The sequence below is a fragment of the Streptomyces anulatus genome (assembly GCF_000721175.1).
Lineage (GTDB): Bacteria > Actinomycetota > Actinomycetes > Streptomycetales > Streptomycetaceae > Streptomyces > Streptomyces anulatus_C.
The window spans coordinates 118024-141905 of sequence record NZ_JOEZ01000024.1 but is presented as its reverse complement, the minus strand read 5'-3'; the positions used below and the strand labels follow the sequence as shown (position 1 = coordinate 141905).

Below are 23882 nucleotides of genomic sequence, written 5' to 3'. Positions count from 1 at the left end.
CCTCACGGCACGAGGGGTTTTTTGTTGCACTGACACCTCTCAAATCGCTGCAAAACACCCGCGAAAACCCTCAGCTTCGAGAAGAGAATGCCGATGACCGAGCAGGCCACCGGGGCCCACCACCCGCAGCCGCGCGCCCGTAACGGCGGACAGCCGTCCGTCACCGTTGAGCACGTCACGGGCGCGCAGTCCCTCATCCGTTCTCTCGAGGAAGTCGGCGCCGACACGGTATTCGGCATCCCCGGCGGCGCGATCCTCCCCGCCTACGACCCGATGATGGACTCCACCCGGGTCCGCCACGTCCTGGTCCGCCACGAGCAGGGCGCCGGCCACGCCGCAACCGGGTACGCGCAGGCCACCGGCAAGGTCGGCGTCTGCATGGCCACCTCCGGCCCCGGCGCCACCAACCTGGTCACCCCGATCGCCGACGCGCACATGGACTCCGTGCCGCTCGTCGCGATCACCGGCCAGGTCGCCTCCAAGGCGATCGGCACCGACGCCTTCCAGGAAGCAGACATCTGCGGCATCACGATGCCGATCACCAAGCACAACTTCCTGGTCACCAGGGCCGAGGACATCCCGCACACCATCGCCGAGGCCTTCCACATCGCCTCCACCGGCCGCCCCGGACCGGTTCTCGTCGACATCGCCAAGGACGCCCTCCAGGCGAGGACCACCTTCAGCTGGCCGCCCACCCAGGACCTGCCCGGCTACCGCCCGGTGACCAAGCCGCACGCCAAGCAGATCCGCGAGGCCGCGAAGCTGATCACCCAGGCCAAGCGCCCCGTGCTGTACGTCGGCGGCGGCGTCCTGAAGGCCGGGGCCACCGCCGAGCTGAAGGTCCTCGCGGAGCTGACCGGAGCGCCCGTCACCACCACCCTGATGGCGCTCGGCGCCTTCCCCGACAGCCACCCGCTGCACGTGGGAATGCCGGGCATGCACGGTGCGGTCACCGCCGTCACCGCGCTGCAGAAGGCCGACCTGATCGTCGCCCTCGGAGCCCGCTTCGACGACCGCGTCACCGGCAAGCTGGACAGCTTCGCCCCGTACGCCAAGATCGTCCACGCCGACATCGACCCGGCCGAGATCGGCAAGAACCGCGTCGCCGACGTGCCCATCGTCGGCGACGCCCGCGAGGTCCTGGCCGACCTGGTCCAGGCCGTCCAGGCCGAGCACACCGAGGGCCACACCGGCGACTACACCGCGTGGTGGAAGGACCTCAACCGCTGGCGCGACACCTACCCGCTCGGCTACGACCTGCCGGAGGACGGCAGCCTCTCCCCGCAGCAGGTCATCCAGCGCATCGGCAAGCTCGCCCCCGAGGGCACGATCTTCGCGGCGGGCGTCGGCCAGCACCAGATGTGGGCCTCCCACTTCATCGACTACGACCAGCCCGCCACCTGGCTCAACAGCGGCGGCGCCGGGACGATGGGATACGCGGTCCCGGCCGCGATGGGCGCCAAGGCCGGCATGCCCGACCGCACGGTCTGGGCGATCGACGGCGACGGCTGCTTCCAGATGACCAACCAGGAACTGACCACCTGCGCGCTCAACAACATCCCGATCAAGGTCGCCATCATCAACAACGGCGCCCTCGGGATGGTCCGCCAGTGGCAGACCCTCTTCTACAACCAGCGCTACTCCAACACCGTGCTGCACTCCGGCACGGACACGGACGGTGCCCCGGCCAAGGGCACCCGAGTCCCGGACTTCGTCAAGCTGTCCGAGGCCATGGGCTGCTACGCCATCCGCTGCGAGGACCCGGCCGACCTGGACAAGGTCATCGAAGAGGCCAACTCCGTCAACGACCGCCCCGTCGTGATCGACTTCATCGTCCACGAGGACGCCATGGTCTGGCCGATGGTCGCCGCCGGCACCTCCAACGACGAGGTCCAGGCCGCACGCGGCGTCCGCCCCGACTTCGGCGACAACGAAGACGACTGAGAGACAGAGAGAGAACGACTCCCATGTCCGAAAAGCACACGCTCTCCGTCCTGGTCGAGAACAAGCCCGGTGTCCTCGCCCGGATCACCGCCCTGTTCTCCCGACGCGGTTTCAACATCGACTCGCTCGCGGTCGGTACGACCGAGCACCCCGACATCTCCCGCATCACCATCGTCGTGAATGTCGAGGGCCTGCCCCTGGAGCAGGTGACCAAGCAGCTCAACAAGCTGGTCAACGTCCTGAAGATCGTCGAACTCGAGCCGTCCGCTGCGATCCAGCGGGAGCTCGTCCTGGTGAAGGTCCGCGCCGACAGCGAGACCCGCTCCCAGATCGTCGAGATCGTCCAGCTGTTCCGCGCCAAGACCGTCGACGTCTCCCCGGAGGCCGTCACGATCGAGGCGACCGGAGGGGCCGACAAGCTGGAGGCGATGCTCAAGATGCTGGAGCAGTACGGCATCAAGGAGCTCGTCCAGTCCGGCACCATCGCCATAGGGCGCGGCGCGCGCTCGATCACCGACCGGTCCCTGCGCGCCCTCGACCGCTCGGCCTGAGCGGTCGGACCCGGGCGGAGCTCCTGGCTCCGCTCGCATGGCGAGACCCGACAACGCATACGACGCACCCCGCCGTACGGTGGGACGCAACACCTGCACACCAAGGAGAAGACCCAGTGGCCGAGCTGTTCTACGACGACGATGCCGACCTGTCCATCATCCAGGGCCGCAAGGTCGCGGTTCTCGGTTACGGCAGCCAGGGCCACGCCCACGCGCTGTCGCTCCGTGACTCCGGCGTCGACGTCCGCGTCGGTCTGCACGAGGGCTCGAAGTCCAAGGCCAAGGCCGAGGAGCAGGGCCTGCGCGTGGTGACCCCGTCCGAGGCCGCCGCCGAGGCCGACGTCATCATGATCCTCGTCCCGGACCCGATCCAGGCCCAGGTCTACGAGGAGTCCGTCAAGGACAACCTCAAGGACGGCGACGCGCTGTTCTTCGGCCACGGCCTGAACATCCGCTTCGGCTTCATCAAGCCGCCGGCCAACGTCGACGTCTGCATGGTCGCCCCCAAGGGCCCCGGCCACCTGGTCCGCCGCCAGTACGAGGAGGGCCGCGGCGTTCCCTGCATCGTGGCCGTCGAGCAGGACGCCTCGGGCAAGGGCCTGGAGCTCGCCCTCTCGTACGCCAAGGGCATCGGCGGCACCCGCGCCGGCGTCATCAAGACGACCTTCACCGAGGAGACCGAGACCGACCTCTTCGGTGAGCAGGCCGTCCTCTGCGGTGGCACCGCCGCCCTGGTGAAGGCCGGTTTCGAGACGCTGACCGAGGCCGGCTACCAGCCCGAGATCGCGTACTTCGAGTGCCTGCACGAGCTGAAGCTCATCGTCGACCTCATGTACGAGGGCGGCCTGGAGAAGATGCGCTGGTCCATCTCGGAGACCGCCGAGTGGGGCGACTACGTCACCGGCCCGCGGATCATCACCGACGCCACCAAGGCCGAGATGAAGAAGGTCCTCACCGAGATCCAGGACGGGACCTTCGCCAACGCCTGGATGGCGGAGTACCACAACGGTCTGCCCAAGTACAACGAGTACAAGAAGGCCGACAGCGACCACCTGCTGGAGACCACGGGCCGTGAGCTGCGCAAGCTCATGAGCTGGGTGAACGACGAAGAGGCCTAGGCCTCGGGGGAGCGGGGCGGGTCCGATGGGCCCGCCCCGCTCCGTAGCCCCCGCCTCACACCCCCGTGTCACTGCGGAAACCGGGTGCGAGCCGGTCGCGGAGGCGGTGGTTCCGTACGGGTGTGCACCACGTCCACCCTCATGCGGGTGATCTTCCACCTGGGCGCAGCACGGGGCCCTCCGCACCACTACACTTCTGAACACATACACGCGTCAGGGCCCACAGTGTCGTGCGTCTACCACGCGGCTAGCCCCTCCACCGCCTGCGGCCGTCGGGACGGCCGTCCGCACTGGACTTGTGAGGACTCACGTGAGCTCGAAACCTGTCGTACTCATCGCTGAAGAGCTGTCGCCCGCAACGGTCGACGCTCTGGGTCCGGATTTCGAGATCCGGCACTGCAACGGCGCGGACCGCGCCGAGCTGCTCCCCGCGATCGCCGACGTCGACGCCATCCTGGTGCGCTCCGCCACCAAGATCGACGCCGAGGCCATCGCCGCCGCCAGGAAGCTCCGGGTCGTGGCCCGCGCGGGCGTCGGCCTGGACAACGTCGACGTCTCCTCGGCCACCAAGGCCGGCGTGATGGTCGTCAACGCCCCGACCTCCAACATCGTCACCGCGGCCGAGCTGGCCTGCGGTCTGCTGGTGGCCACCGCGCGCAACATCCCGCAGGCCAACACCGCGCTCAAGAACGGCGAGTGGAAGCGCTCCAAGTACACCGGGGTCGAGCTCAGCGAGAAGGTCCTCGGCGTCGTCGGCCTCGGCCGCATCGGCGTCCTGGTCGCCCAGCGCATGTCGGCCTTCGGCATGAAGATCGTCGCCTACGACCCCTACGTCCAGCCGGCCCGCGCCGCACAGATGGGCGTCAAGCTCCTCAGCCTGGACGAGCTCCTCGAGGTCGCCGACTTCATCACGGTGCACCTGCCCAAGACCCCCGAGACCCTCGGTCTCATCGGTGACGAGGCGCTGCACAAGGTGAAGCCGTCGGTGCGCATCGTCAACGCCGCGCGCGGCGGGATCGTCGACGAGGACGCCCTGTACTCCGCGCTCAAGGAGGGCCGCGTCGCCGGCGCCGGCCTCGACGTGTACGCCAAGGAGCCCTGCACGGACTCCCCGCTCTTCCAGTTCGACCAGGTCGTCTGCACCCCGCACCTCGGCGCCTCCACCGACGAGGCGCAGGAGAAGGCGGGCATCGCGGTCGCCAGGTCCGTCCGCCTCGCGCTCGCCGGTGAGCTGGTCCCGGACGCGGTCAACGTCCAGGGCGGTGTCATCGCCGAGGACGTCCGCCCCGGTCTGCCGCTCGCCGAGAAGCTCGGCCGGATCTTCACCGCGCTCGCGGGCGAGGTCGCGGCCCGGCTCGACGTCGAGGTGTACGGCGAGATCACCCAGCACGACGTCAAGGTGCTGGAGCTCTCCGCGCTCAAGGGAGTCTTCGAGGACGTCGTCGACGAGACCGTCAGCTACGTCAACGCCCCGCTCTTCGCGCAGGAGCGCGGGGTCGAGGTCCGCCTCACCACCAGCTCCGAGTCGCCCGACCACCGCAACGTGGTCACCGTGCGCGGCACGCTCTCCAGCGGCGAGGAGGTCGCGGTCTCCGGCACGCTGGCGGGCCCGAAGCACCTCCAGAAGATCGTGGCCATCGGCGAGCACGACGTGGACCTGGCGCTCGCCGACCACATGGTCGTCCTGCGCTACCAGGACCGCCCCGGTGTGGTCGGCGCGGTCGGCAAGATCCTCGGCGAGGCCGGGCTGAACATCGCGGGCATGCAGGTCTCGCGGGCGGCCGAGGGCGGCGAGGCCCTGGTCGTCCTCACGGTCGACGAGACCGTCCCGCAGACGGTGCTGACCGAGATCGCCGAGGAGATCGGCGCCTCCTCGGCCCGCTCGGTGAACCTCACCGACTGACGCGGACACCTGGACGCACCACCCGGCTGCCGGGCACCCCTCGACCGGGGGCGCCCGGCAGCCGTCTGCGTTCGGGGACCGACCCATCGCTATGGGCCCCGGGTTGGGTCCTGGGACCCACGACGGGTGAGGCGCCCCGACCTTAGGGTGACCGGTTGTCATGTCACTCATGGGCACCGGGGGTCGGATCACGCATGTCTGCTGTCGGTGGCATACCCGTAGCGGGAGGCACGGCTCCGGCCGCCGCCCCCCGGCGTGACCTCCCGGGCCCGCTCGCCGTGGTGCGGGTGCTGCTCCTCGTCCTGCTCGGCGCGACGGCCCTCGGCGCGACCGGCCTCTCCGGCTCCGCGATCGCCGCCGACGCCATGGGCGCGCAGGTGCTCGGCATCCTGCTGTACGCCTCCGCCCCCGGGGTGCTCTGCGCGCTGCTGGCCTGGCACCTGCGGACGGGCGGCAGACGTGTCCGGTGGGGGATCGTCGCCGTCCAGGCGTGGCTGATCATCGGGGGTCTCGGCAACCTGGCGGACGGTTCGCCGGACGGGCTCACGCAACTGGTGCTGCCCATCCTCATCCTGGTGCTGCTGAGCCGGCCGCAGAGCCGGGCGTGGTTCCGGCTGCCGCCCCGGGAGCGCGGGGAGCCGCCGAAGTTCTCTCTCCCGTACATGATCACCTGGCGCCGGGACCGTGGGCAGTCCGCGCTGGAGTACCTGGGCCTGGTCCTGATCGTGATCGCGCTGATCGCGGCCCTGACGGTGGGGGGCCTCGGTGGCCGGATCACGGAAGGGCTCCAGTCGGCGATCTGCTCGCTGACCGGCAGCTCGTGCCCGGTCTCGGGCGGCAGCGGCTCGGTGGAGGCGGGGGACACGTCGGGGGGTACGGGGACGGACGGGGGCGGTGCCGACGGCGGTACGTCCGGGGGTACACCCGGTGGTGCGGACGCCGGTTCCACGGTCACGGGCGGTACGGGGGCATCGGGCGGCGACGCGACGGGCGGTACGGGCAACACGGGTGGGACCGGCGGCACAGGTGGCACCGGCGGCGAGACCTCCGGCTCCTCCGGCTCCTCCGGCTCCTCCTCCGGCTCCTCCGGCTCCTCCGGTACCACTACAGGCGGCGGCACCGGAGGCCCCGACGACGACGGGCGTCCCGGCACCGGCGAGGACACCTTCCCCGAGGACCACGAGGAGCCCGAGGCCGCCTACGACATACCCGCCTCCGCCGAAGGGGACGGCGAGAGGGGCGGAGGCGAGAAGGCCGAAGAGCAGGAGGACTGCGGCGGCTGGGGCTTCTTCGGCTGCGCCTGGGACCGTACGACGCAGGTCGCCAAGGGCCTGGTGGTCGACGGCATCTGGGGCGACATCTCCGGGATCATCGACCTGTTCAAGCCCGAGACGTGGGCCGGTCTCGCCGACTACGGCCGTCAGCTCGGCGACCGGTGGGCACAGGACTCCCAGGGCGCGGGCGACAAGTGGAGCGACGGCGACTACCTGGGCGCGATCTGGGACTGGGGCAAGGCCTCCGTCAACACCGTGGTCACGGTCGGGGACGACGTCTTCGTCGGGGACGAGGTCCGCGAGCGCTGGAACAACGGGGAGAAGACCCGGGCCGTCACCGATGTGATCTGGAACGTCGGCTCGCTCTTCATCCCCGGCTACAACGTGGCCAAGGTGGTCGGCAAGGCCGGAAAGCTCGGCAAGGCCGGCAAGGTGGCCTCCGAGGTCGCGGACGCGGCGGGCGACGCGGGCGCGGCCGCACGGCGGGCCCGCGAGGCGGCGGAGGCGGGCGACCTCGACGGCGTACGCAAGGCGGCGAAGGAGGCGGACGAGGCGGCGGACAGCGCCGAGGACGCGGCGCGCCGGACCGGCTGCGCCATCGCCTCCGGGCCGCCCCTGGTGCGGTACGGGGGCGGGGCGACCGGCGGGGTTCCCGGCTCCGGTACGGGGGTGCTGGCGGGCGGCTCGCCGGGCCGGGTGGTCCTGGCCGACGGCGGGTGCGACGAGGCCGCCAAGAAGGCGGCGGCGGAGGCGCGGGCAGCGGAGCGCGCCGCGCACCTGGAGCAGAAGCGGCTGGAGGAGCCGGAGCGGGCACGAAAGGCGGAGCTGGAGAAGAAGCAGCACCCCGAGCCGCAGCGCAACGACACCTCCGACCCGCGCAACTACAACCCGCCGTCCTGGGCGGACGACCTCAAGAGCCGCACGCTCGGCGACGCGGACGCGGGCGACGGCTACTGGGCGAGCCGGGACCGCAACCCCGCGCCCAACTGGAAGAACGAGTCCTGGCTCCGCTACCAGGAGCAGATCACCGGTACGAACCGGGGCCAGGAGTACGTCGTACCGCACCCCCGCGAGGGCAAGCCGGCCGTGGAGTACGACGGCTGGGACTCCTCCCGGCAGACGTACCTGGAGGCCAAGAACGGCTACGGCAGCTACCTCTCCAAGACCGACGCGGGCACGCTCACCCCGTCCGGCAAGGCCAAGTTCGTGGCGGAGGCCCGCGCCCAGGTGGAGGCGGCCGGCGGCAAGCCGGTGGAGTGGCACTTCTCGGACCCGGAGGTCGCGAGGGCGGCGAGGAAGGCGTTCCGGGACGAGGGGCTGCCGATCAAGGTGGTCCCCACCCCGGTGAAACCGGGCGACAGCACCAGGAAGCCCGGAGCCTTCGACGAGTAGCCGAGTAGCCTGCACGCGTGGGGGACCCGGAGCGGTCCGGCGACGGAGGAGAGAGATCAGCATGCGACGTGTAGTGCGGGGCTTCTGGGGTCCGAGGCCCGAGTCCGCCGACGCCCTGGCCGACCGGTGGCAGCAGACCCTGGACGGGCTCGCCGGCCTGGTCCCGCAGGTGGCGGACGCCTGGAGCCAGGTCCACGGGAACGGACCCGCCACCGCCCTCACCCCCGAGGGGGACGCCCTGCTCGACGCGGTGCGCACCGCCCAGAGCGCGGCCGACTGGTCGGACCTGACCGGCACCGGGCTGCGGCTGGTCGGCACGGGAACGCCCGGCTGGGAGGCGGAGGTCAGCGGACTGGCGGGCGGCCGGCCGGAGTTCCTGCTCCAGTCGCTCGCGATCGTCCTGCACGCCCCGGACGACGCCCCCGTACCCGAGGAGGACATCCTCAGCCTCCTCGCCCGGGTGTGGGAGCCGGACTTCGGGGACGTGAGCGACGACGACGTGCTGGACGCGCTGGAGGACGAGGCCGGGTTCTCGGTCGGCGACCCGGTCGTGGGCCGGACCGGCTACCTCTCCCCGGCCCGCGCCGCCCTCGTACCGGAGGATCTGGAGGCGGTCCGCCAGGAACTCCCGGGCGGCGGGCTGCTGTTGAGCATCGCCGCCCCCGGCGGCAGTGCGGCGGTGGTCCGCGCGTACGAACGCCTTCGCGAGGCGGGGGCCCTGGCGCCGCTGCCCCGCCCGATGGACCGGGCCGTGCTGTGACCGTCGGCATCGTCCCCGCGACCACCCGGGCCGTGCTGTGACGGCCAGGGCGGGGGAGCCCTTCGTGCTGTCCCGGGCGGTCGCCGAGGCCGAACAGCTCCTCGCCACCCCTGTACCACCCGTCGGCCCCACCACCGCACACGGTGACCCGGCGACGGGCGAGTGGACCGCCACCGAGGGTGCGGGCTTCCGCATCGTGCCGCTCTGGGAGGGGGACCCGCTGACCGGCGTGTACGCCCCCGAGTGGAACGACGCCGAAGAGGCCGCCGATGCCCATCTGGCCGTCCTCACCGAAGAGTTGGACCGCCGCTGGGGCCCGCACCGCTCGATCCGCCTGCACGGGCCGTTGCGCGGGTGGCAGGCGGGCGCTCCCGTCGAGCCGCTGTTCCAGGCCCTGTTCGCCGAGGACCTGTACGGGGACCTGACCGTCTGGGACCCGGCCGCCCCCGACGGCCACTGGGCCGCGCTGACCGTCGGTCACAGCGACGGCGACGCACCGCTGGTGCTGGCCGCCGTGGTCGGTGACCGGGCGGTGGCCCGGCCGTAGCCGGATTCCGGACACGCCCGGCAGCCGTTGCGGTGGCCGGGCGAGGGCGGGCCGATCACGGCGACCGGAGGGCGGCCCGCTCTCGGCGAGTCACCTGCTGCCTCCGGAACTGCCGCCGGGCAGATCCTGCTCGGCCCAGACGACCTTTCCCTCGGGTGTCCGGCAGGAGCCCCACCGGCGGCAGAGCATGTTGATCAGCTGGAGACCGCGGCCGCCCTCGGCGCTGAGGGGGGCGTGCTGGATCTGGGGCAGGTCCGGCCCGATGTCCGAGACCTCGACGCACAGCCGGTCGTGGCGCAGCAGACGGAGCCCGCTCGGGCCGCCGCCGTAGCGGAGGGCGTTGCCGACGAGTTCGCTCACCACCAGTTCGGTGACGTCCACCAGTTCGGAGAGCGACCAGCGTTCCAGCTGGGCGCGGACCAGACGGCGCGCCGCTCCGGCGGCCGACCCGTCCGCCGGGAGGGACCAGACGACCACTTCCGCGTCGGGCTGCGACAGAGTCTCCGCCATGAGGATGACGGCGTCGTCGAATCGCCCGCCACTGCAGCTGACGGTCCCGGTCCACGCCATCTCGCAGGTGTCCGGCAGAGCGGTCCGCGGGCCCTCGACCGCCGCACGCAGCCGTTCCAGCTGGACATCGACGTCCTCGTGCCGGTTCTTGATCAGCCCGTCGGTGTACATCACGATGCGGCTGCCTTCCGGCACCTGGGCCGCCACCTGGTCGTAGGGGATGATCCCCGCGCCCAGCGGAGCACCCGGGGGCACGTCCAGGAAGGCGGCACGACCGGCGGCGTCGATCATCAAGGGCGGCAGGTGGCCCGCGCTGGCCAGCCGGTACGTCCGCTCGGCGTGGTCGTAGACGGCGCACAGACAGGTGGCGACCTGGTCCTCCTCCAGGTCGCGGGCCGCCAGGTCGAGCCGGGCCAGGACGCGGTCCGGTGCGATGTCCAGCCCCAGGAGCGTACGGGCGACGGAGCGCAGCCGGCCCATGGTCGCCGCGGCCGCCAGGCCATGGCCCATCACGTCTCCCACGACGAGGGCACTGCGCCCGCTCGGCAGGGCCACCACGTCGAACCAGTCGCCGCCCACGCCGCCGGGGTCGACGGCCGGCCTGTAGCTCGACACGACCTGGAGGCCCGGGGTGGAGGGAGCGGCTCGGGGGAGCAGGGCGCGTTGCAGCGTGACGACGGCCGCACGCTCACGGCCGTACAGGCGGGCGTTGTCCACGAACACCGCGGCCTTCGTCGCCAGCTCGCACGCCAGGGCCAGGTCGGCGTGCGTGAACGGTGGCCTGTCTCCAGACCGGAGGAAGTCGACGAGTCCCAGGAGGACACCACGTGAGACCAGGGGCAGCACCAGGTAGCTGTGTACTCCCGCGCGGCGCATGGTGAGGGCGGCGTGCGAGGTGGGGGCGATGTGCTCGTACTGCTCCGGTGCGATCCGTCTCACCAGGACCGGCCGGCGCGTGGTCAGGCACTGATGGGCGATCTTGGAGGCGTGGACGGTGATCAGATCCCCCACCGGGTCCGGTTCGAGGTGCTGGAGCCGGTCGATGTGTGCCACGGCCATGGCTCGCGTCAGGGGCGCCTCCGCGGACCCGCTCCGTTCCCCCTCGCCTCCGGTCAGGATGGATTCCAGCAGGTCGACCGCAGCTGCGTCGGCCAGTCCCGGTACGGCGTAGTCCGCCAGTTCCTGGGCGGTCCGGTCCAGGTCGAGCGTCGTGCCGATGTGGTCGCCCGCCGCGCTGAGCCATTCCAGGCGGCGGGTGCCGCTCATCGCCGCGGCCGCGTCCACGGCGCGCTGGAGGATCCGTGGGACGGGCAGGCGGTCGAGTACGGCACCCAGTCTGGTGCCCGGCCGGCCCGGATGGTGGTCCACGTGGTACCCCTTTTCCCGTACGGGCCTTCGGAGAGGCACTTCGATTGTGCCCGCACAGTGCCGGTCCGGCCTCCGGAACCCGACGGGGTGAGGAGGCGGGGGTCCTTCGAGGGTGGCAGTCGAGTGACGGAGAGCGCCCCGCCGAAGAACTCGGCCCCCTGGTCGAGGTCATCGAGGAGACCGTCCGACGACACCTCCCGCCACATCCACTCACCGGTCTCCGACCAGACCGGCTTCAGCATCCGCACCTCCGGCGAGCAGCGGCCGTCCGGCTTCCTGCTCCGGCAGTCCGCCGACGCCGAGGTGTACTGGCTGGTCTGCCGCCGGCCCGCATTCCGGCGGGTGGCCTTCCTGCGCGCACTGCACTCGTGCGCCAACCACTCGTACGCCAACCGGGACCTCGGCAGGTGACGGGCCCGTGGCGCGGCCCCCGGCACACAGCCGGGCCGCTACAGCCGCGCCCGCTTCACCGCCATGTGCAGCAGCAGCCGGTCCTCGCCCTCGCCCAGATCGAGGCCGGTGATCTGCTCGATCCGGGAGAGGCGGTAGTAGAGCGTCTGGCGGTGGATGCCCAGCTCGGCCGCCGTCCGGCTCGCCTGGCCCGCGCAGTCCAGGAACACCTCCGCCGTGTGCGCGAGCTCCTTGTGCAGCGGGGTCAGCAGCGCGGCGACCGCCGGGTCGGCCGGGTCCGTTCCGGTGCCGGGGAGGGCGGTGAGCAGGCGGTACGGGCCGATCGCCGACCAGCGGGCGACCGGGCCGAACCGGGTCTCGGCCCGGGCCGCGCGGGCCGCCGCCGTGGCCTCGCGCCAGGAGGCCGGCAGGGTGTCCAGGCCCCGGCGGGGCGCCGCGATCCCCGCGGTGGCCCCTGGGCCCGCCCCCGTACGCAGGCGCTCCGCGGCGCTCGTCGCCGGGTCCAGCCGGTCCGCCGAACGCAGCCGGATGAGCGCGGCCAGCGACACGGGCCCCACGCCGCCCCCTGCTCCGGTGATCGTCGCGAGCGCGGCCACCGAGGCCACGCCCCGTACGGACGGGGTGTCGTCGGCTCCCCACGGTGTCACGCACGCCACCGCGTGCAGCCCTTCCGCGTCCTGGCCCAGCGCCTCCCGCAGCGCCGCGACCGCGGTGTCGTGCTGCCGCCCGGGCCCGGCCGTCAGCACCGCGCCGAACTCCCGGGAGAGGTCCGCGCCCGCCCGCGCCTCGTCGGAGAGCAGCGCCCCGATCCGGGCGGTGACCTCCATCGCGCCGGCCAGCTGCTCCTCGGTGGGCCCGGGGTCGGTGTCGAGGAGCCAGACGTAGCCGAGGACGACACCCCGATGGCGTACCGGAAGGCAGACGCGGTCCCGGAAGACCCCGGCCTCCGGGGCGGCGGGGATGCGGACCGGGCCGGTCGCCCGGGTGATGCCGAACCCCTCGAACCAGGCGCGGACCGCGGGGGTGGAGCGGCGGGTGAGGATCGAGCGGGTGCGGACCGGGTCCATCGCCGTGTCGTCGTCGCTGTCGTGGGCCCCGAAGGCGACCAGACCGAAGTCGCGGTTCTCCAGGGTGGCGGGAGCGCCGAGGAGGGCGGAGATCTCGTCGACCAGTTCCTGGTAGTCGCCTGTCACGCCGCCATTGTCGCACCCCTCCCCGTACCTCTTCATACAGATGTCTGAGATGGCGGCCACGGATGCGTGACAGGTGTCGATGGCACAGGGTGGGAACGGTGCCTAGATTTCACAGTGGTTATCCGTGCCGTACCGGTCTGTTCATGCCCGTTCACATACGTTCATGTATGCACCGTTACGGCCCCTCGTCCGTACATTCGTGGAGGCACCCCGTGCTGGGTCCCGTGATTCTCGCCGCGTCCCGCAGCGACAAGATGCGCCGGTTCGTCTCGGCCGCGCCCGGCACCAAGCAGGTCGTCGACCGCTTCATCGCCGGGGAGACCGTCGACCAGGTCGTGCCGATCGTCGAGGACGCCGCGGACAAGGGTCTGGAGGTCACGCTCGACGTCGTCGGCGAGGACATCACCACCCCCGCGCAGGCCGAGGCCGCCCGCGACGCGTACCTGGAGCTCATCGAGCGCCTGAAGGTCCTGGACCTGGGCCCCCGCGCCGAGATGTCCGTCAAGCTGTCGATGTTCGGCCAAGCGCTGGAGGGCGGCCACGAGCTGGCCCTCGCCAACGTACGCCCGGTCGTCGAGGCGGCGGCCGCCATCGGCACCACGGTCACCCTGGACGCCGAGGACCACACCACCCTCGACTCGATGTTCGCCATCCACGAGGAGCTGCGGAAGGACTTCCCGCAGACCGGCTGTGTCATCCAGTCCTATCTGTTCCGCACCGAGGACGACGCCCGCCGGCTGGCCGAGGCCGGCAGCCGCGTACGCATCGTGAAGGGCGCCTACAAGGAGCCCGCCTCCGTCGCCTACCAGGACAAGGCCGAGATCGACAAGGCGTACGTCCGCATCACGAAGATCCTGATGCAGGGCGAGGGCTACCCGATGATCGGGTCCCACGATCCCCGTCTCATCGCCATCGCCCAGGAGCTGGGCCGCCAGGCGGGGCGCAAACTGGACGAGTACGAGTTCCAGATGCTGTACGGCATCCGCAGCGACGAGCACATCCGGCTCGCGGCCGAGGGCCACCGGATGCGCGTCTACACGGCGTACGGCACCGACTGGTACGGATATTTCATGCGCCGCCTCGCGGAGAAGCCGGCCAACCTGCTGTTCTTCGGCCGCTCGATCCTCACCAAGGGCTGAGCGCCCGGCCCCGACCCGGGGCTGAACCGGCCACGGCCGACACACCCATCCCCGCCGACACCAAAGGAGACAAGGCAACCATGGACGCCGTCACCCAGGTCCCCGCGCCGGTCAACGAGCCGGTCCACTCCTACGCCCCGGGCTCCCCGGAGCGCGCCCGCCTGGAGCTGAAGCTCAAGGAGCTCGCCGAGAACCCGATCGACCTGCCGATGACCATCGGCGGCGAGAAGCGGATGGGCGGCGGCGAGCGTGTGAACGTCGTACAGCCGCACAACCACCAGGCCGTCATCGGCACCTTCGCCGGCGCCACCGAACAGGACGCGCAGGACGCCATCGACGCGGCCCTGGCCGCCGCTCCGGCCTGGCGCGCGATGTCCTTCGACGACCGCGCGGCGATCATCCTGCGCGCCGCAGAGCTGCTGGCGGGCCCCTGGCGCGAGACGCTGGCCGCCTCCACCATGCTCGGCCAGTCCAAGACCGCCCAGCAGGCCGAGATCGACACCCCCTGCGAGCTCATCGACTTCTGGCGCTTCAACGTGCACTACGCGCGCCAGATCCTCGCCGAGCAGCCCCCGGCGAACTCCCCGGGCGTGTGGAACCGCATGGACCACCGCCCGCTGGAGGGCTTCGTCTACGCGATCACGCCGTTCAACTTCACGGCCATCGCGGGCAACCTCCCCACCGCCCCCGCCCTCATGGGCAACGTCGTGGTGTGGAAGCCGTCCCCGACCCAGACCCACGCCGCCGTGCTGCTGATGCAGCTCCTGGAGGAGGCCGGTCTGCCCAAGGGCGTCATCAACCTGGTCACCGGCGACGGCATCGCCGTCTCCGAGGTGGCGCTGAACCACCGCGACCTGGCCGGCATCCACTTCACCGGCTCGACCCCCACCTTCCAGCACCTGTGGAAGACGGTCGGCAACAACATCGCCAACTACCGCACCTACCCGCGGCTCGTCGGCGAGACCGGTGGCAAGGACTTCGTCGTCGCGCACCCCAGCGCCGACCGCGCCATCCTGAAGACCGCGCTGACCCGCGGCTCCTTCGAGTTCCAGGGCCAGAAGTGCTCGGCGTCCTCGCGGGCGTACGTCCCGGCCTCCATCTGGAACTCCGGTTTCCAGGAGGAGTTCGCGGCCGAGGTCGACTCCATCACGATGGGCGACGTCACCGACCTGTCGAACTTCATCGGGGCCGTCATCGACGAGCGCTCGTTCGCCAAGAACAAGGCCGCGATCGACCGCGCGAAGTCCGACCCGGCGTGCACGGTCATCGCGGGCGGCACCTACGACGACTCGGTGGGCTACTTCGTCCGCCCCACCGTCATCGTGTGCTCGGACCCCGGGAGTGAGGTCTTCACGACCGAGTACTTCGGTCCGATCCTCGCGGTCCACGTGTACGAGGACGAGAAGTACGACGCCATGCTGGAGCAGATGGAGTCGGTCTCCGACTACGCGCTGACCGGCTCGGTCATCGCGGGTGACCGCGCGGCCGCCGCGTACACGATGGACAAGCTCCGCTACGCCGCGGGCAACTTCTACATCAACGACAAGTCGACCGGCGCCGTCGTCGGCCAGCAGCCCTTCGGCGGCGGCCGCGCCTCCGGCACCTGCGACAAGGCGGGCGCCCCGCAGAACCTCCAGCGCTGGACCCTGACCCGGGCCATCAAGGAGACGCTGGTCCCGCCGACCGAGTACACCTACCCCCACCAGGGCTGACGCCCTCCCGGGGCGCCGCAGCACGACGCCCCGGGCCTCACGGTCTCCCCGGAGACCCCCTGAGCACCGCCCCCCGACCGGCCCCCCTGCCGGCCGGGGGGCGGTTTCCATACGCCACTTCGTACGGGGTCGTCGGCGGGCCCCTCAGATCTCCACGAGCACCTGGGACGGCGACTTGCGCACCAGGTCGGGGACCACGCAGTCGTCGGCGGGATAGCCGACGGGGATCACGGCGAACGCCTTCTCGTTCTCGGGCCGGTTCAGGACCTCGCCGAGGAAGCGCATCGGGCTCGGGGTGTGGATCAGCGCGGCGAGACCGGACAGATGCAGGGCGGTGAGCAGCATGCCCACCGCGATCCCGACCGACTCGTCCACGTAGTAGTGCTTGCGCTTCGTGCCGTCCTCGCCCAGCCAGTAGCGCTGCTGGAACACCACGATCAGGGCGGGCGCGTCCGTCATATGGGCCTTCACCGCGTCCGTGCCCAGCGGTCGCAGCGCGGCCAGCCACTCCTCGCCGAGCCGCCCGTCGTAGCTCACCTCCTCCTCGTGCTCGGCGGCCTCCCGGATCCGGCGGCGGACCTCGGGGTCCTTGACCAGGGCGAAGGTCCACGGCTGCTGATGCGCGCCGGAAGGGGCGGTGGCCGCGCACGCGATGGCGTCGTGCAGCACCTGCCCGGGGACCGGGTCGGGGGAGAAGGCGCGGACGGTCCTGCGCTCGTCCATGCGCTCCCGCAGCCGGGCGGCGCGGGCGAGGGACTCCTCGGGGGCGATCCGCTCGGGGCGGTAGGGCGTGGGGCGGTACGGGGCGCCATGGGTGGGCGACCACTGCCGCGCGGGTGAGGGCGTCGTGTCGGACATGGCCGCAGTGTGCGCGGCGGGGGCGTCCGGGGGAAGCGGCACTTCGGACAGGCGGGGAGCCGGACCCGGTCAGCGTCCGGTGACCGGTGCGGTCCGACCGCCCAGCGGGTCACCGCCCGTCCGCCCAGCCGGTCACCGGGCCACGCGGTCTTGTGGGATAGGTAATGTGCATGTCAAATTCCTTCTCGGTACGTCCCCACACGTCACCCCAGAAGGAGCTCCCCCCCCATGAGACGTAACTCCCGTGCGCGCCTGGGCGTTTCCCTGCTGCTCGTCGCCGGCGCCCTCGGCCTCGGAGCCGCCCCCTCGACCGCCGCCGACGCCCCGGCCGCCGCCCCCTCGGCGATCCCCGCCCCGTCCGCGTACGCGCTCGACGCCACCGTCGAACGACAGCTCGGCGCGGCCACCGCCGGCACCTACCTCGACGCGAAGACCGGGAAGCTGGTCGTCACCGTCACCACCGACCGGGCCGAGGAGCAGGCCCGCGCCGCCGGCGCCACCGTACGCCGGGTGACCCGCAGCGCCGCCCGACTCGACGCCGCGATGCGGACCCTGGAGGCCGAGGCGAAGATCACCGGCACCTCCTGGGGCGTCGACCCGCGCACCAACCGGGTCGCCGTCGAGGCCGACTCCTCCGTCTCCGCACGGGACATGGCCCGCCTCGAAGCCGTCGCCGAACGGCTCGACGGCGCGGTCGACATCAAGCGCGTCCCCGGCGTCTTCCACCGGGAGGTGCTGGGCGGCGGGGCGATCTACGGCGGCGGCAGCCGCTGCTCGGCGGCCTTCAACGTCACCAAGGGCGGGGCGCGTTACTTCGTGACCGCCGGACACTGCACCAACATCTCCGCCAACTGGTCCGCCAGCAGCGGTGGTTCGGTCATCGGCGTCCGGGAGGGCACCAGCTTCCCGACCAACGACTACGGCATCGTCCGCTACACCGACGGCTCCTCGCCCGCCGGAACGGTCAACCTCTACAACGGTTCCACCCGGGACATCACCTCCGCCGCCAACGCCGTCGTCGGGCAGGCGATCCAGAAGAGCGGCTCCACCACCAAGGTGACCAGCGGCACCGTCACCGCCGTCAACGTCACCGTCAACTACGGCGACGGGCCCGTGTACAACATGGTCCGCACCACCGCCTGCTCGGCCGGCGGAGACAGCGGCGGCGCCCACTTCGCCGGATCCGTCGCCCTCGGCATCCACTCCGGCAGCTCCGGCTGCTCGGGCACCGCGGGCTCGGCCATCCACCAGCCGGTGACCGAGGCGCTCTCGGCGTACGGCGTGACGGTGTACTGACCCGTAGGCACCCACGGGATCCCTGCGAGCCCGACGCCCGCCCGGACCACCGCGCCCCCCGGTCCGGGCGGGCCTTCGCGTGCGGAGGCGCTGTTCAACGGCGGGGGAGGGGCCTTCGCGCACGGGCGGGGGGCCGCTATTCGCGTGCGGGCGGGGGAAGCGGCCTGGCAGGCTGGTGCCATGGACCGGTCTCCCGCGCCGCACACCGCCCACACCTCCGCGCTCACCGCCTCCGAACGGCGCCGGATCCGCGATCTGCTCGACACCGCCTTCGACGGCGACTTCACCGACGAGGACTGGGAGCACTCCCTCGGCGGCGTCCACGCCCTGGTACACGACGCCGACGGCCTCCTGATCGCCCACGGCAGCGTCGTCCAGCGCCGGGTCCTGCACGCGGGCCGTTCCTACCGGGCCGGATACGTCGAAGCCGTCGCCGTCCGCGCCGACCGCCGCCGCGAAGGTCTCGGCCACCACGTGATGGCCGCGCTGGAACAGGTCGTCGACGCGGCGTACGACTTCGGGGCCCTGTCCGCCTCCGACGCCGGCGCGGCCCTGTACGCGGCGCGCGGCTGGCAGGTGTGGCCGGGCCGGCTCGCCGCCCTCGGCCCCTCGGGTCCCGTACCGCTGCCCGAGGAGGAGGGCGCCACCTACATCCGCCCCGCGGCCGGACGCCCCCTGCCCGCCCCCGGCCACCCGCTCCAGTTCGACTGGCGGGACGGCGACCTGCTCTGAGCCGGCGGGCCGTTCGGGGACGGACTCCCTCCACCGCTGTGACCTGGTCCGATCCGATGAGCCGTCTCAGATAGTAGGAAGTCCGAGTAACTGTGGAGACAGGACGGCCCGACTGTCCTAACTTGGTGGGAGCCGAACGAATCGCTCGATCGAGCGACCGGCGGATGCGGGCGCACGCCCCGAAGCAGGCAACCCCTGCGGCGTACGCTCCCCGCCCCTTCCGGCACCTCGAAATCCGATCCCGACCGATCGATGCCGTGCCGCTCGCCCGGTACCGCGACCGCCCGCCGGTCGCCGGCCCCGGCCCGCCTCCCGGCCCCGACGTCCACGCGATCTCAAGGAGTCGATCCATCATGGCCGAGACCACTGTCCGCCGCGTCCGTCACACCTCCCGCCAGGCCGAGGCCGAGCGCCGCAACGCCGCAGCCGCCCTCCAGCGCGCCCTCGACCGCCGCGACAACGGCGGCTCGACCGGCCACTGAGCCGAGGGTTCGCGCCCGTGAGCCGGGGGCCCGCCATCCGCCCCCGGCCACCCGCGCGCACCCACCCCCCTCGCACCTGTATCCGCCCGCCCGTACACCGATCACCAGCGCGGCCCCTGCGTTCCGTCCGCATGGTGGACGTCGGATGTCATGGGGTGGGACGCACCGTTAGGCTTCCGGCATGTCTCGCAGCATCGATCTCGCAGTGATCCCCGGTGACGGAATCGGCCAGGAAGTCGTGGCCCAGGGCCTCAAGGTCCTCAACGCTGTCCTCCCGCAGGATGTGAAGCTGGAGACCAAGGAGTACGACCTCGGCGCCCAGCGCTGGCACCGCACCGGTGACACCCTCCCGGACGCGGAGCTGGAAGCCCTCAAGAACCACGACGCCATCCTCCTCGGCGCGATCGGCGACCCGTCCGTGCCGTCCGGCGTCCTGGAGCGCGGGCTGCTGCTGAAGCTGCGTTTCGCCTTCGACCACTTCATCAACCTGCGGCCCTCCAAGCTCTTCCCGAACACCGCGACCCCGCTCGCCGGCCGCCCCGACATCGACTTCGTCGTCGTCCGCGAGGGCACCGAGGGCCCGTACACCGGCAACGGCGGCTCGCTGCGCACCGGCACCCCCGCCGAGGTCGCCACCGAGGTCAGCCTCAACACGGCGTACGGCGTCGAGCGCGTGGTCCGGGACGCCTTCGAGCGCGCGGCGGCCCGCCCCCGCAAGAAGCTGACGCTGGTCCACAAGAACAACGTCCTCGTCTACGCCGGCCACCTGTGGAAGAACACCTTCGACCGGGTCGCCGTCGAGTACCCGCAGGTCAGCACCGACTACCTGCACGTCGACGCCGCGACGATCTTCTTCGTCACCCAGCCGGAGCGCTTCGACGTCATCGTCACCGACAACCTCTTCGGCGACATCCTCACCGACCTCGCCGCCGCCGTGACCGGCGGTATCGGCCTGGCCGCCTCCGGCAACATCAACCCGACGGGCGCGTTCCCGTCGATGTTCGAGCCGGTCCACGGCTCCGCCCCCGACATCGCGGGGCAGGGCAAGGCCGACCCGACCGCCACGGTCCTCTCCGTCGCCCTCCTGCTGCGCCACCTCGGCTACGAGACCGAGGCCGCGCGCATCGAGGACGCCGTCTCCGCCGATCTCGCGGAGCGCGACGAGAACGCCACGCGGACGACCGACGAGATCGGCGACGCCCTCGCGGTACGCGTAGCGGGCTGACCCGACGACTCCATTCGAAGCCGCCGGGTCAGCGAAAGCGCCCGGCGGCTTCACCTGTGCGGCCCCCGGGTGCCACCATCGACCCCTGGACCGCATTCACACCATTTCGTGCACGGCCCCCCGCAAGGGATAATCGAACGCGGGGCCGTGGCTTGCGGTAAAGCTCGGACGTCCTAGGACCTGGCCGAAAAGCGTCGGGCATGAACGGGCGTGAGCGCGGTCCATCACACACAAGACCGGTGAAGGACACGCACTCATGACGACGCCCACGATCGAGCTCAAGCCCTCCTCGAACCCGCTGTCCGACGCGGAGCGCGAGGCGATCCTGGCCAACCCCGGATTCGGCCGGCACTTCACCGATCACATGGTGACCATCCGCTGGACCGGGGGCCGCGGCTGGCATGACGCCGAACTGGTCCCCTACGGCCCGCTGTCGCTGGACCCGGCCAACATGACCCTGCACTACGCGCAGGAGATCTTCGAGGGGCTCAAGGCCTACCGCCAGCCCGACGGCACGGTCGCCTCCTTCCGCCCCGACGCCAACGCCCGGCGCTTCCAGCGCTCGGCCGCCCGGCTCGCCATGCCCGAGCTGCCCGTCGAGACGTTCATCGCGGCGTGCGACGCGCTGGTGCAGCAGGACAAGGCGTGGGTCCCGGCGCACGGCGGCGAGGAGTCCCTCTACCTGCGCCCGTTCATGATCGCCACCGAGGTCGGCCTCGGCGTGAAGCCGGCCAACGAGTACCTCTTCCTGGTCATCGCCTCGCCCGCCGGCGCTTACTTCCCCGGCGGTGTGAAGCCGGTCTCCATCTGGCTCTCGGAGAACCGCGTCCGCGCCGTCCCGGGCGGCATGGGCGACGCCAAGACCGGCGGCAACTACGCAGCCTCCCTCCTCGCCCAGGCCGAGGCCGCCGCACACGGCTGCGCCCAGGTCGCCTACCTCGACGCGGTCGAGCACAAGTGGGTCGAGGAGCTCGGCGGCATGAACCTCTACTTCGTGTACGCCCAGGAGGACGGCTCCAAGAAGATCATCACGCCCGCCCTCACCGGCTCCCTCCTCGCCGGCGTCACCCGTGACTCCCTCCTCAAGGTCGCCCGCGACCTCGGTTACGGCTCCGAGGAGGGCCGGGTCTCCATCGACCAGTGGCGCGACGACACCGCGAAGGGCACCCTCGTCGAGGTCTTCGCCTGCGGCACCGCCGCCGTCATCACTCCCGTCGGCCTGGTGAAGTCCGAGGGCGGCGAGTGGACCCAGAGCGAGGGCGAGCCCGGCGAGGTCACCATGAAGCTGCGGGAGCGCCTTCTCGACATCCAGCGCGGTGTCGTCGAGGACACCCACGGCTGGATGCACCCGCTCGGCTGAGGGCCGGGGGGCCCACCGCTCCAGGATCAGGCCGCACCCTGCGCCCGTCGCCAGGTGCGGCCTTTTCCGTCCACGGAGAATCGAGCGCCGCTCAAAGAGGCTCCGAGAACCTTTCGTGCGGCTGTGCGCGGTGGTTAGAGTGCCACTCTAACCATCAGTCGCTCCAGGAGCTCCCCATGCCGGCCGCCGCCCCCTCACCCTTCCGCATGCCCCCCGAGTGGGCCCCGCACGAGCGCACCTGGATGGCCTGGCCCGGGCCCAACCCCACCTTCGCCTCCGACGCCGAGCTGGACGAGGCCCGTCGCGCCTGGGCCGACGTCGCCCGTGCCGTACGCCGCTTCGAGCCGGTCACCATGGTCGTCGGGCCCGGTCAGGAGGCGGGTGCCGCCGCGCTGCTCGGGCCGGACGTCGAGCTGGTCCTGCGGCCGCTCGACGACGCCTGGATGCGGGACATCGGCCCCACCTTCGTCACCGACGGCCGCACGCTCGCCGCCGTCGACTGGACGTTCAACGGCTGGGGCGCCCAGGGCTGGGCCCGCTGGGAGCACGACCAGCACATCGCCCGGGCCGTCGCCGAGCTGGCCGGGGCCCCCGCCCACGGCTCCCCGCTCGTCAACGAGGGCGGCGCGATCCACGTCGACGGCGAAGGCACCGTCCTGCTCACCGAGACCGTCCAGCTCGGCGAGGAGCGCAACCCCGGCTGGAGCAAGGGGCAGGTCGAGGCGGAGATCCACGCCAGGCTCGGCACCGAGAAGGCCATCTGGCTCCCGCGGGGGCTGACCGGCGACTACGGGACGTACGGCACGCTCGGCCATGTCGACATCGTCGCCGCCTTCGCCCGCCCGGGCACCGTCGTCGCGCACGTCCAGCCGGACCCGGCCCACCCCGACCACGAGGTCACCCGGGAGCTGCTGGCCGTGCTGCGGGCCGCCACCGACGCCCGGGGCCGCCCTCTGGAAGTCGTCGAGGTGCCCGCGCCCACCGTGCTGCGCGACGAGGACGGGGAGTGGGTCGACTACTCCTACATCAACCACTACCTCTGCAACGACGGCGTGGTCCTCTGCGCCTTCGACGACCCGCGCGACGAGGAGGCCGCCGCGATCTTCCGGGGCCTGTTCCCGGACCGTACGGTGACACCGGTCGACGCCCGTAGGATCTTTGCCGGCGGTGGAGGCATCCACTGCATCACCCAGCAGCAGCCGAAGGTCCGAGTCAACCCATGACCCCCGCCCCCCGCCGCACCCACCACGCCGCCCCGCCCCGCGAGGACGTCCTCGCCGCCGCCATGGCCACCATCGCCGAGCGCGGGCTCGACGGGCTGACCATGGCCGGGCTCGGGCGGGAGGTGGGGATGAGCAGCGGGCACCTGCTCTACTACTTCCGCACCAAGGACGAACTGCTCCTGCGGACCCTGGAGTGGAGCGAGAACCGCCTCGGGGCCGAGCGCCGCGCCCTCCTCGCCGAACCGGGGACGGCCCGCGAGCGGCTGGACGCGTACATCGGCCTCTACCTCCCCGCCGGGCACCGGGACCCGCACTGGACGCTCTGGCTGGAGGTCTGGGGCCGCTCGCGGAACGCCGACGACGACGCCCGCACCCGGCAGGCCGCCATCGAGGGCGCCTGGCACCGCGACCTGGTGGCGCTGCTCGCCGAGGGAGTCTCGCGCGGGGAGTTCCGGCCGGTGGACGCCGACCGGTTCGCCGCCCGGCTGCGGGCGCTGCTCGACGGGTTCAGCGTCCATCTGACGGTCGGGATCCCGGGGACGGGGCGCGAGCGGGTGCTGGCGCAGGCGGCGGAGTTCCTCGACGAGACGCTGACGCGGGGCCCCGCGTGAGCACCGCGCTCACGGCGCCCGTGACCCGCGCTCACGGCGCCCGTACCCCACCGTGCGGCACGAGTGCGACCAGCGTCACGACCGCATCCTGAGACACCGCCGTCACGGCGCCGTCGCTGTGCGAGACTTCTGCTGTGTCCTCGTTCGTCATGATTATTGGCAGCAGGCGCGCCGGTCCGCAGTGACCGCCCCGTACCACCATGTACGGCGCGGCCATCGTGCCCCAGACCCGCGCGCAGACCTCTCGCACCCGCGAGGGGTTTTTTCGTTTTC

The 23882-nt window shown here is 71.9% G+C and carries 20 protein-coding genes; 17 read left to right on the top strand and 3 right to left on the bottom strand.

Annotation, left to right across the window (positions count from 1 at the left end; all coding sequences use genetic code 11):
• The first annotated feature begins 87 nt into the window (after nt 1–87).
• From IG90_RS0126640 to IG90_RS0126610, 7 genes are all read left to right on the top strand, one after another.
• Nucleotides 88–1944 (top strand): acetolactate synthase large subunit, encoded by a 1857-nt coding sequence (locus IG90_RS0126640; RefSeq protein WP_030589614.1) that lies wholly within the window; start codon nt 88–90, stop codon nt 1942–1944.
• A gap of 23 nt (nt 1945–1967) precedes the next feature.
• Nucleotides 1968–2495, top strand: coding sequence for an acetolactate synthase small subunit (ilvN, locus tag IG90_RS0126635; protein WP_006127785.1), 528 nt, complete (start codon nt 1968–1970; stop codon nt 2493–2495).
• 116 nt (nt 2496–2611) lie between these two features.
• Nucleotides 2612–3613 (top strand): ketol-acid reductoisomerase, encoded by a 1002-nt coding sequence (ilvC, locus tag IG90_RS0126630; RefSeq protein WP_030573364.1) that lies wholly within the window; start codon nt 2612–2614, stop codon nt 3611–3613.
• 310 nt (nt 3614–3923) lie between these two features.
• Entirely contained in the window at nt 3924–5516 is a 1593-nt protein-coding gene (serA, locus tag IG90_RS0126625) for a phosphoglycerate dehydrogenase (protein ID WP_030589611.1), read from the top strand.
• Between the two features lie 194 nt (nt 5517–5710).
• Nucleotides 5711–8182 (top strand): Tox-REase-5 domain-containing protein, encoded by a 2472-nt coding sequence (locus tag IG90_RS0126620; RefSeq protein ID WP_030589608.1) that lies wholly within the window; start codon nt 5711–5713, stop codon nt 8180–8182.
• Between the two features lie 61 nt (nt 8183–8243).
• Nucleotides 8244–8942, top strand: coding sequence for a serine/threonine-protein kinase (locus IG90_RS0126615; protein WP_030589605.1), 699 nt, complete (start codon nt 8244–8246; stop codon nt 8940–8942).
• 37 nt (nt 8943–8979) lie between these two features.
• Complete coding sequence (locus IG90_RS0126610; RefSeq protein ID WP_030589602.1) at nt 8980–9489, top strand: hypothetical protein; 510 nt, start codon at nt 8980–8982, stop codon at nt 9487–9489.
• A gap of 90 nt (nt 9490–9579) precedes the next feature.
• Here IG90_RS0126610 and IG90_RS0126605 read toward each other — a convergent pair whose 3' ends face one another.
• Nucleotides 9580–11265, bottom strand: a complete 1686-nt coding sequence (locus IG90_RS0126605) for an ATP-binding SpoIIE family protein phosphatase (RefSeq protein ID WP_033894672.1) — start codon at nt 11263–11265, stop codon at nt 9580–9582.
• Nucleotides 11266–11490: 225 nt separating this feature from the next.
• On the opposite strand from IG90_RS0126605, the gene IG90_RS46735 reads away from it, so the two are divergent.
• Nucleotides 11491–11778: an undecaprenyl diphosphate synthase family protein gene (locus IG90_RS46735; RefSeq protein WP_030589597.1), complete on the top strand. Its 288-nt coding sequence runs from the start codon at nt 11491–11493 to the stop codon at nt 11776–11778.
• A 38-nt stretch (nt 11779–11816) separates the two neighbouring features.
• Here the strand turns inward: IG90_RS46735 and IG90_RS0126595 are convergent, their stop codons facing one another.
• Complete coding sequence (locus tag IG90_RS0126595; RefSeq protein WP_030589594.1) at nt 11817–12971, bottom strand: PucR family transcriptional regulator; 1155 nt, start codon at nt 12969–12971, stop codon at nt 11817–11819.
• Between the two features lie 212 nt (nt 12972–13183).
• On the opposite strand from IG90_RS0126595, the gene IG90_RS0126590 reads away from it, so the two are divergent.
• Nucleotides 13184–14110 carry a proline dehydrogenase family protein gene (locus IG90_RS0126590; protein WP_030589591.1) on the top strand — a complete coding sequence of 309 codons (927 nt, stop codon included), beginning with the start codon at nt 13184–13186 and terminating at the stop codon, nt 14108–14110.
• Nucleotides 14111–14190: 80 nt separating this feature from the next.
• Complete coding sequence (pruA, locus tag IG90_RS0126585; protein WP_030589588.1) at nt 14191–15822, top strand: L-glutamate gamma-semialdehyde dehydrogenase; 1632 nt, start codon at nt 14191–14193, stop codon at nt 15820–15822.
• A 144-nt stretch (nt 15823–15966) separates the two neighbouring features.
• On the opposite strand, the gene IG90_RS0126580 is transcribed toward pruA, so the two are convergent.
• Nucleotides 15967–16680, bottom strand: a complete 714-nt coding sequence (locus IG90_RS0126580; protein WP_030589585.1) for a nitroreductase family protein — start codon at nt 16678–16680, stop codon at nt 15967–15969.
• A 228-nt stretch (nt 16681–16908) separates the two neighbouring features.
• Between IG90_RS0126580 and IG90_RS0126575 the strand changes: the two genes are divergently transcribed.
• The 7 genes from IG90_RS0126575 to IG90_RS0126545 all read left to right on the top strand — a co-directional run bounded on the left by IG90_RS0126575 (nt 16909) and on the right by IG90_RS0126545 (nt 23609).
• The gene (locus tag IG90_RS0126575) at nt 16909–17976 is read left to right on the top strand and encodes a S1 family peptidase (protein ID WP_030589581.1); all 1068 of its coding nucleotides are present in this window, start codon (nt 16909–16911) and stop codon (nt 17974–17976) included.
• Between the two features lie 180 nt (nt 17977–18156).
• A complete protein-coding gene (locus tag IG90_RS0126570; RefSeq protein ID WP_030589578.1) occupies nt 18157–18708 on the top strand; it encodes a GNAT family N-acetyltransferase in 552 nt (183 codons plus the stop codon).
• Nucleotides 18709–19061: 353 nt separating this feature from the next.
• A complete protein-coding gene (locus IG90_RS46730) occupies nt 19062–19190 on the top strand; it encodes a hypothetical protein (RefSeq protein ID WP_267958700.1) in 129 nt (42 codons plus the stop codon).
• A gap of 181 nt (nt 19191–19371) precedes the next feature.
• Nucleotides 19372–20415 (top strand): 3-isopropylmalate dehydrogenase, encoded by a 1044-nt coding sequence (locus IG90_RS0126560; protein WP_030589576.1) that lies wholly within the window; start codon nt 19372–19374, stop codon nt 20413–20415.
• 256 nt (nt 20416–20671) lie between these two features.
• Nucleotides 20672–21775, top strand: a complete 1104-nt coding sequence (locus tag IG90_RS0126555) for a branched-chain amino acid aminotransferase (RefSeq protein ID WP_030589573.1) — start codon at nt 20672–20674, stop codon at nt 21773–21775.
• Between the two features lie 176 nt (nt 21776–21951).
• Nucleotides 21952–22998 carry an agmatine deiminase family protein gene (locus IG90_RS0126550; protein WP_030589569.1) on the top strand — a complete coding sequence of 349 codons (1047 nt, stop codon included), beginning with the start codon at nt 21952–21954 and terminating at the stop codon, nt 22996–22998.
• Nucleotides 22995–23609: a TetR family transcriptional regulator C-terminal domain-containing protein gene (locus IG90_RS0126545; protein ID WP_030589566.1), complete on the top strand. Its 615-nt coding sequence runs from the start codon at nt 22995–22997 to the stop codon at nt 23607–23609. Before IG90_RS0126550 ends, IG90_RS0126545 begins: the two co-directional genes overlap by 4 nt.
• The last annotated feature ends 273 nt before the right edge of the window (nt 23610–23882 follow it).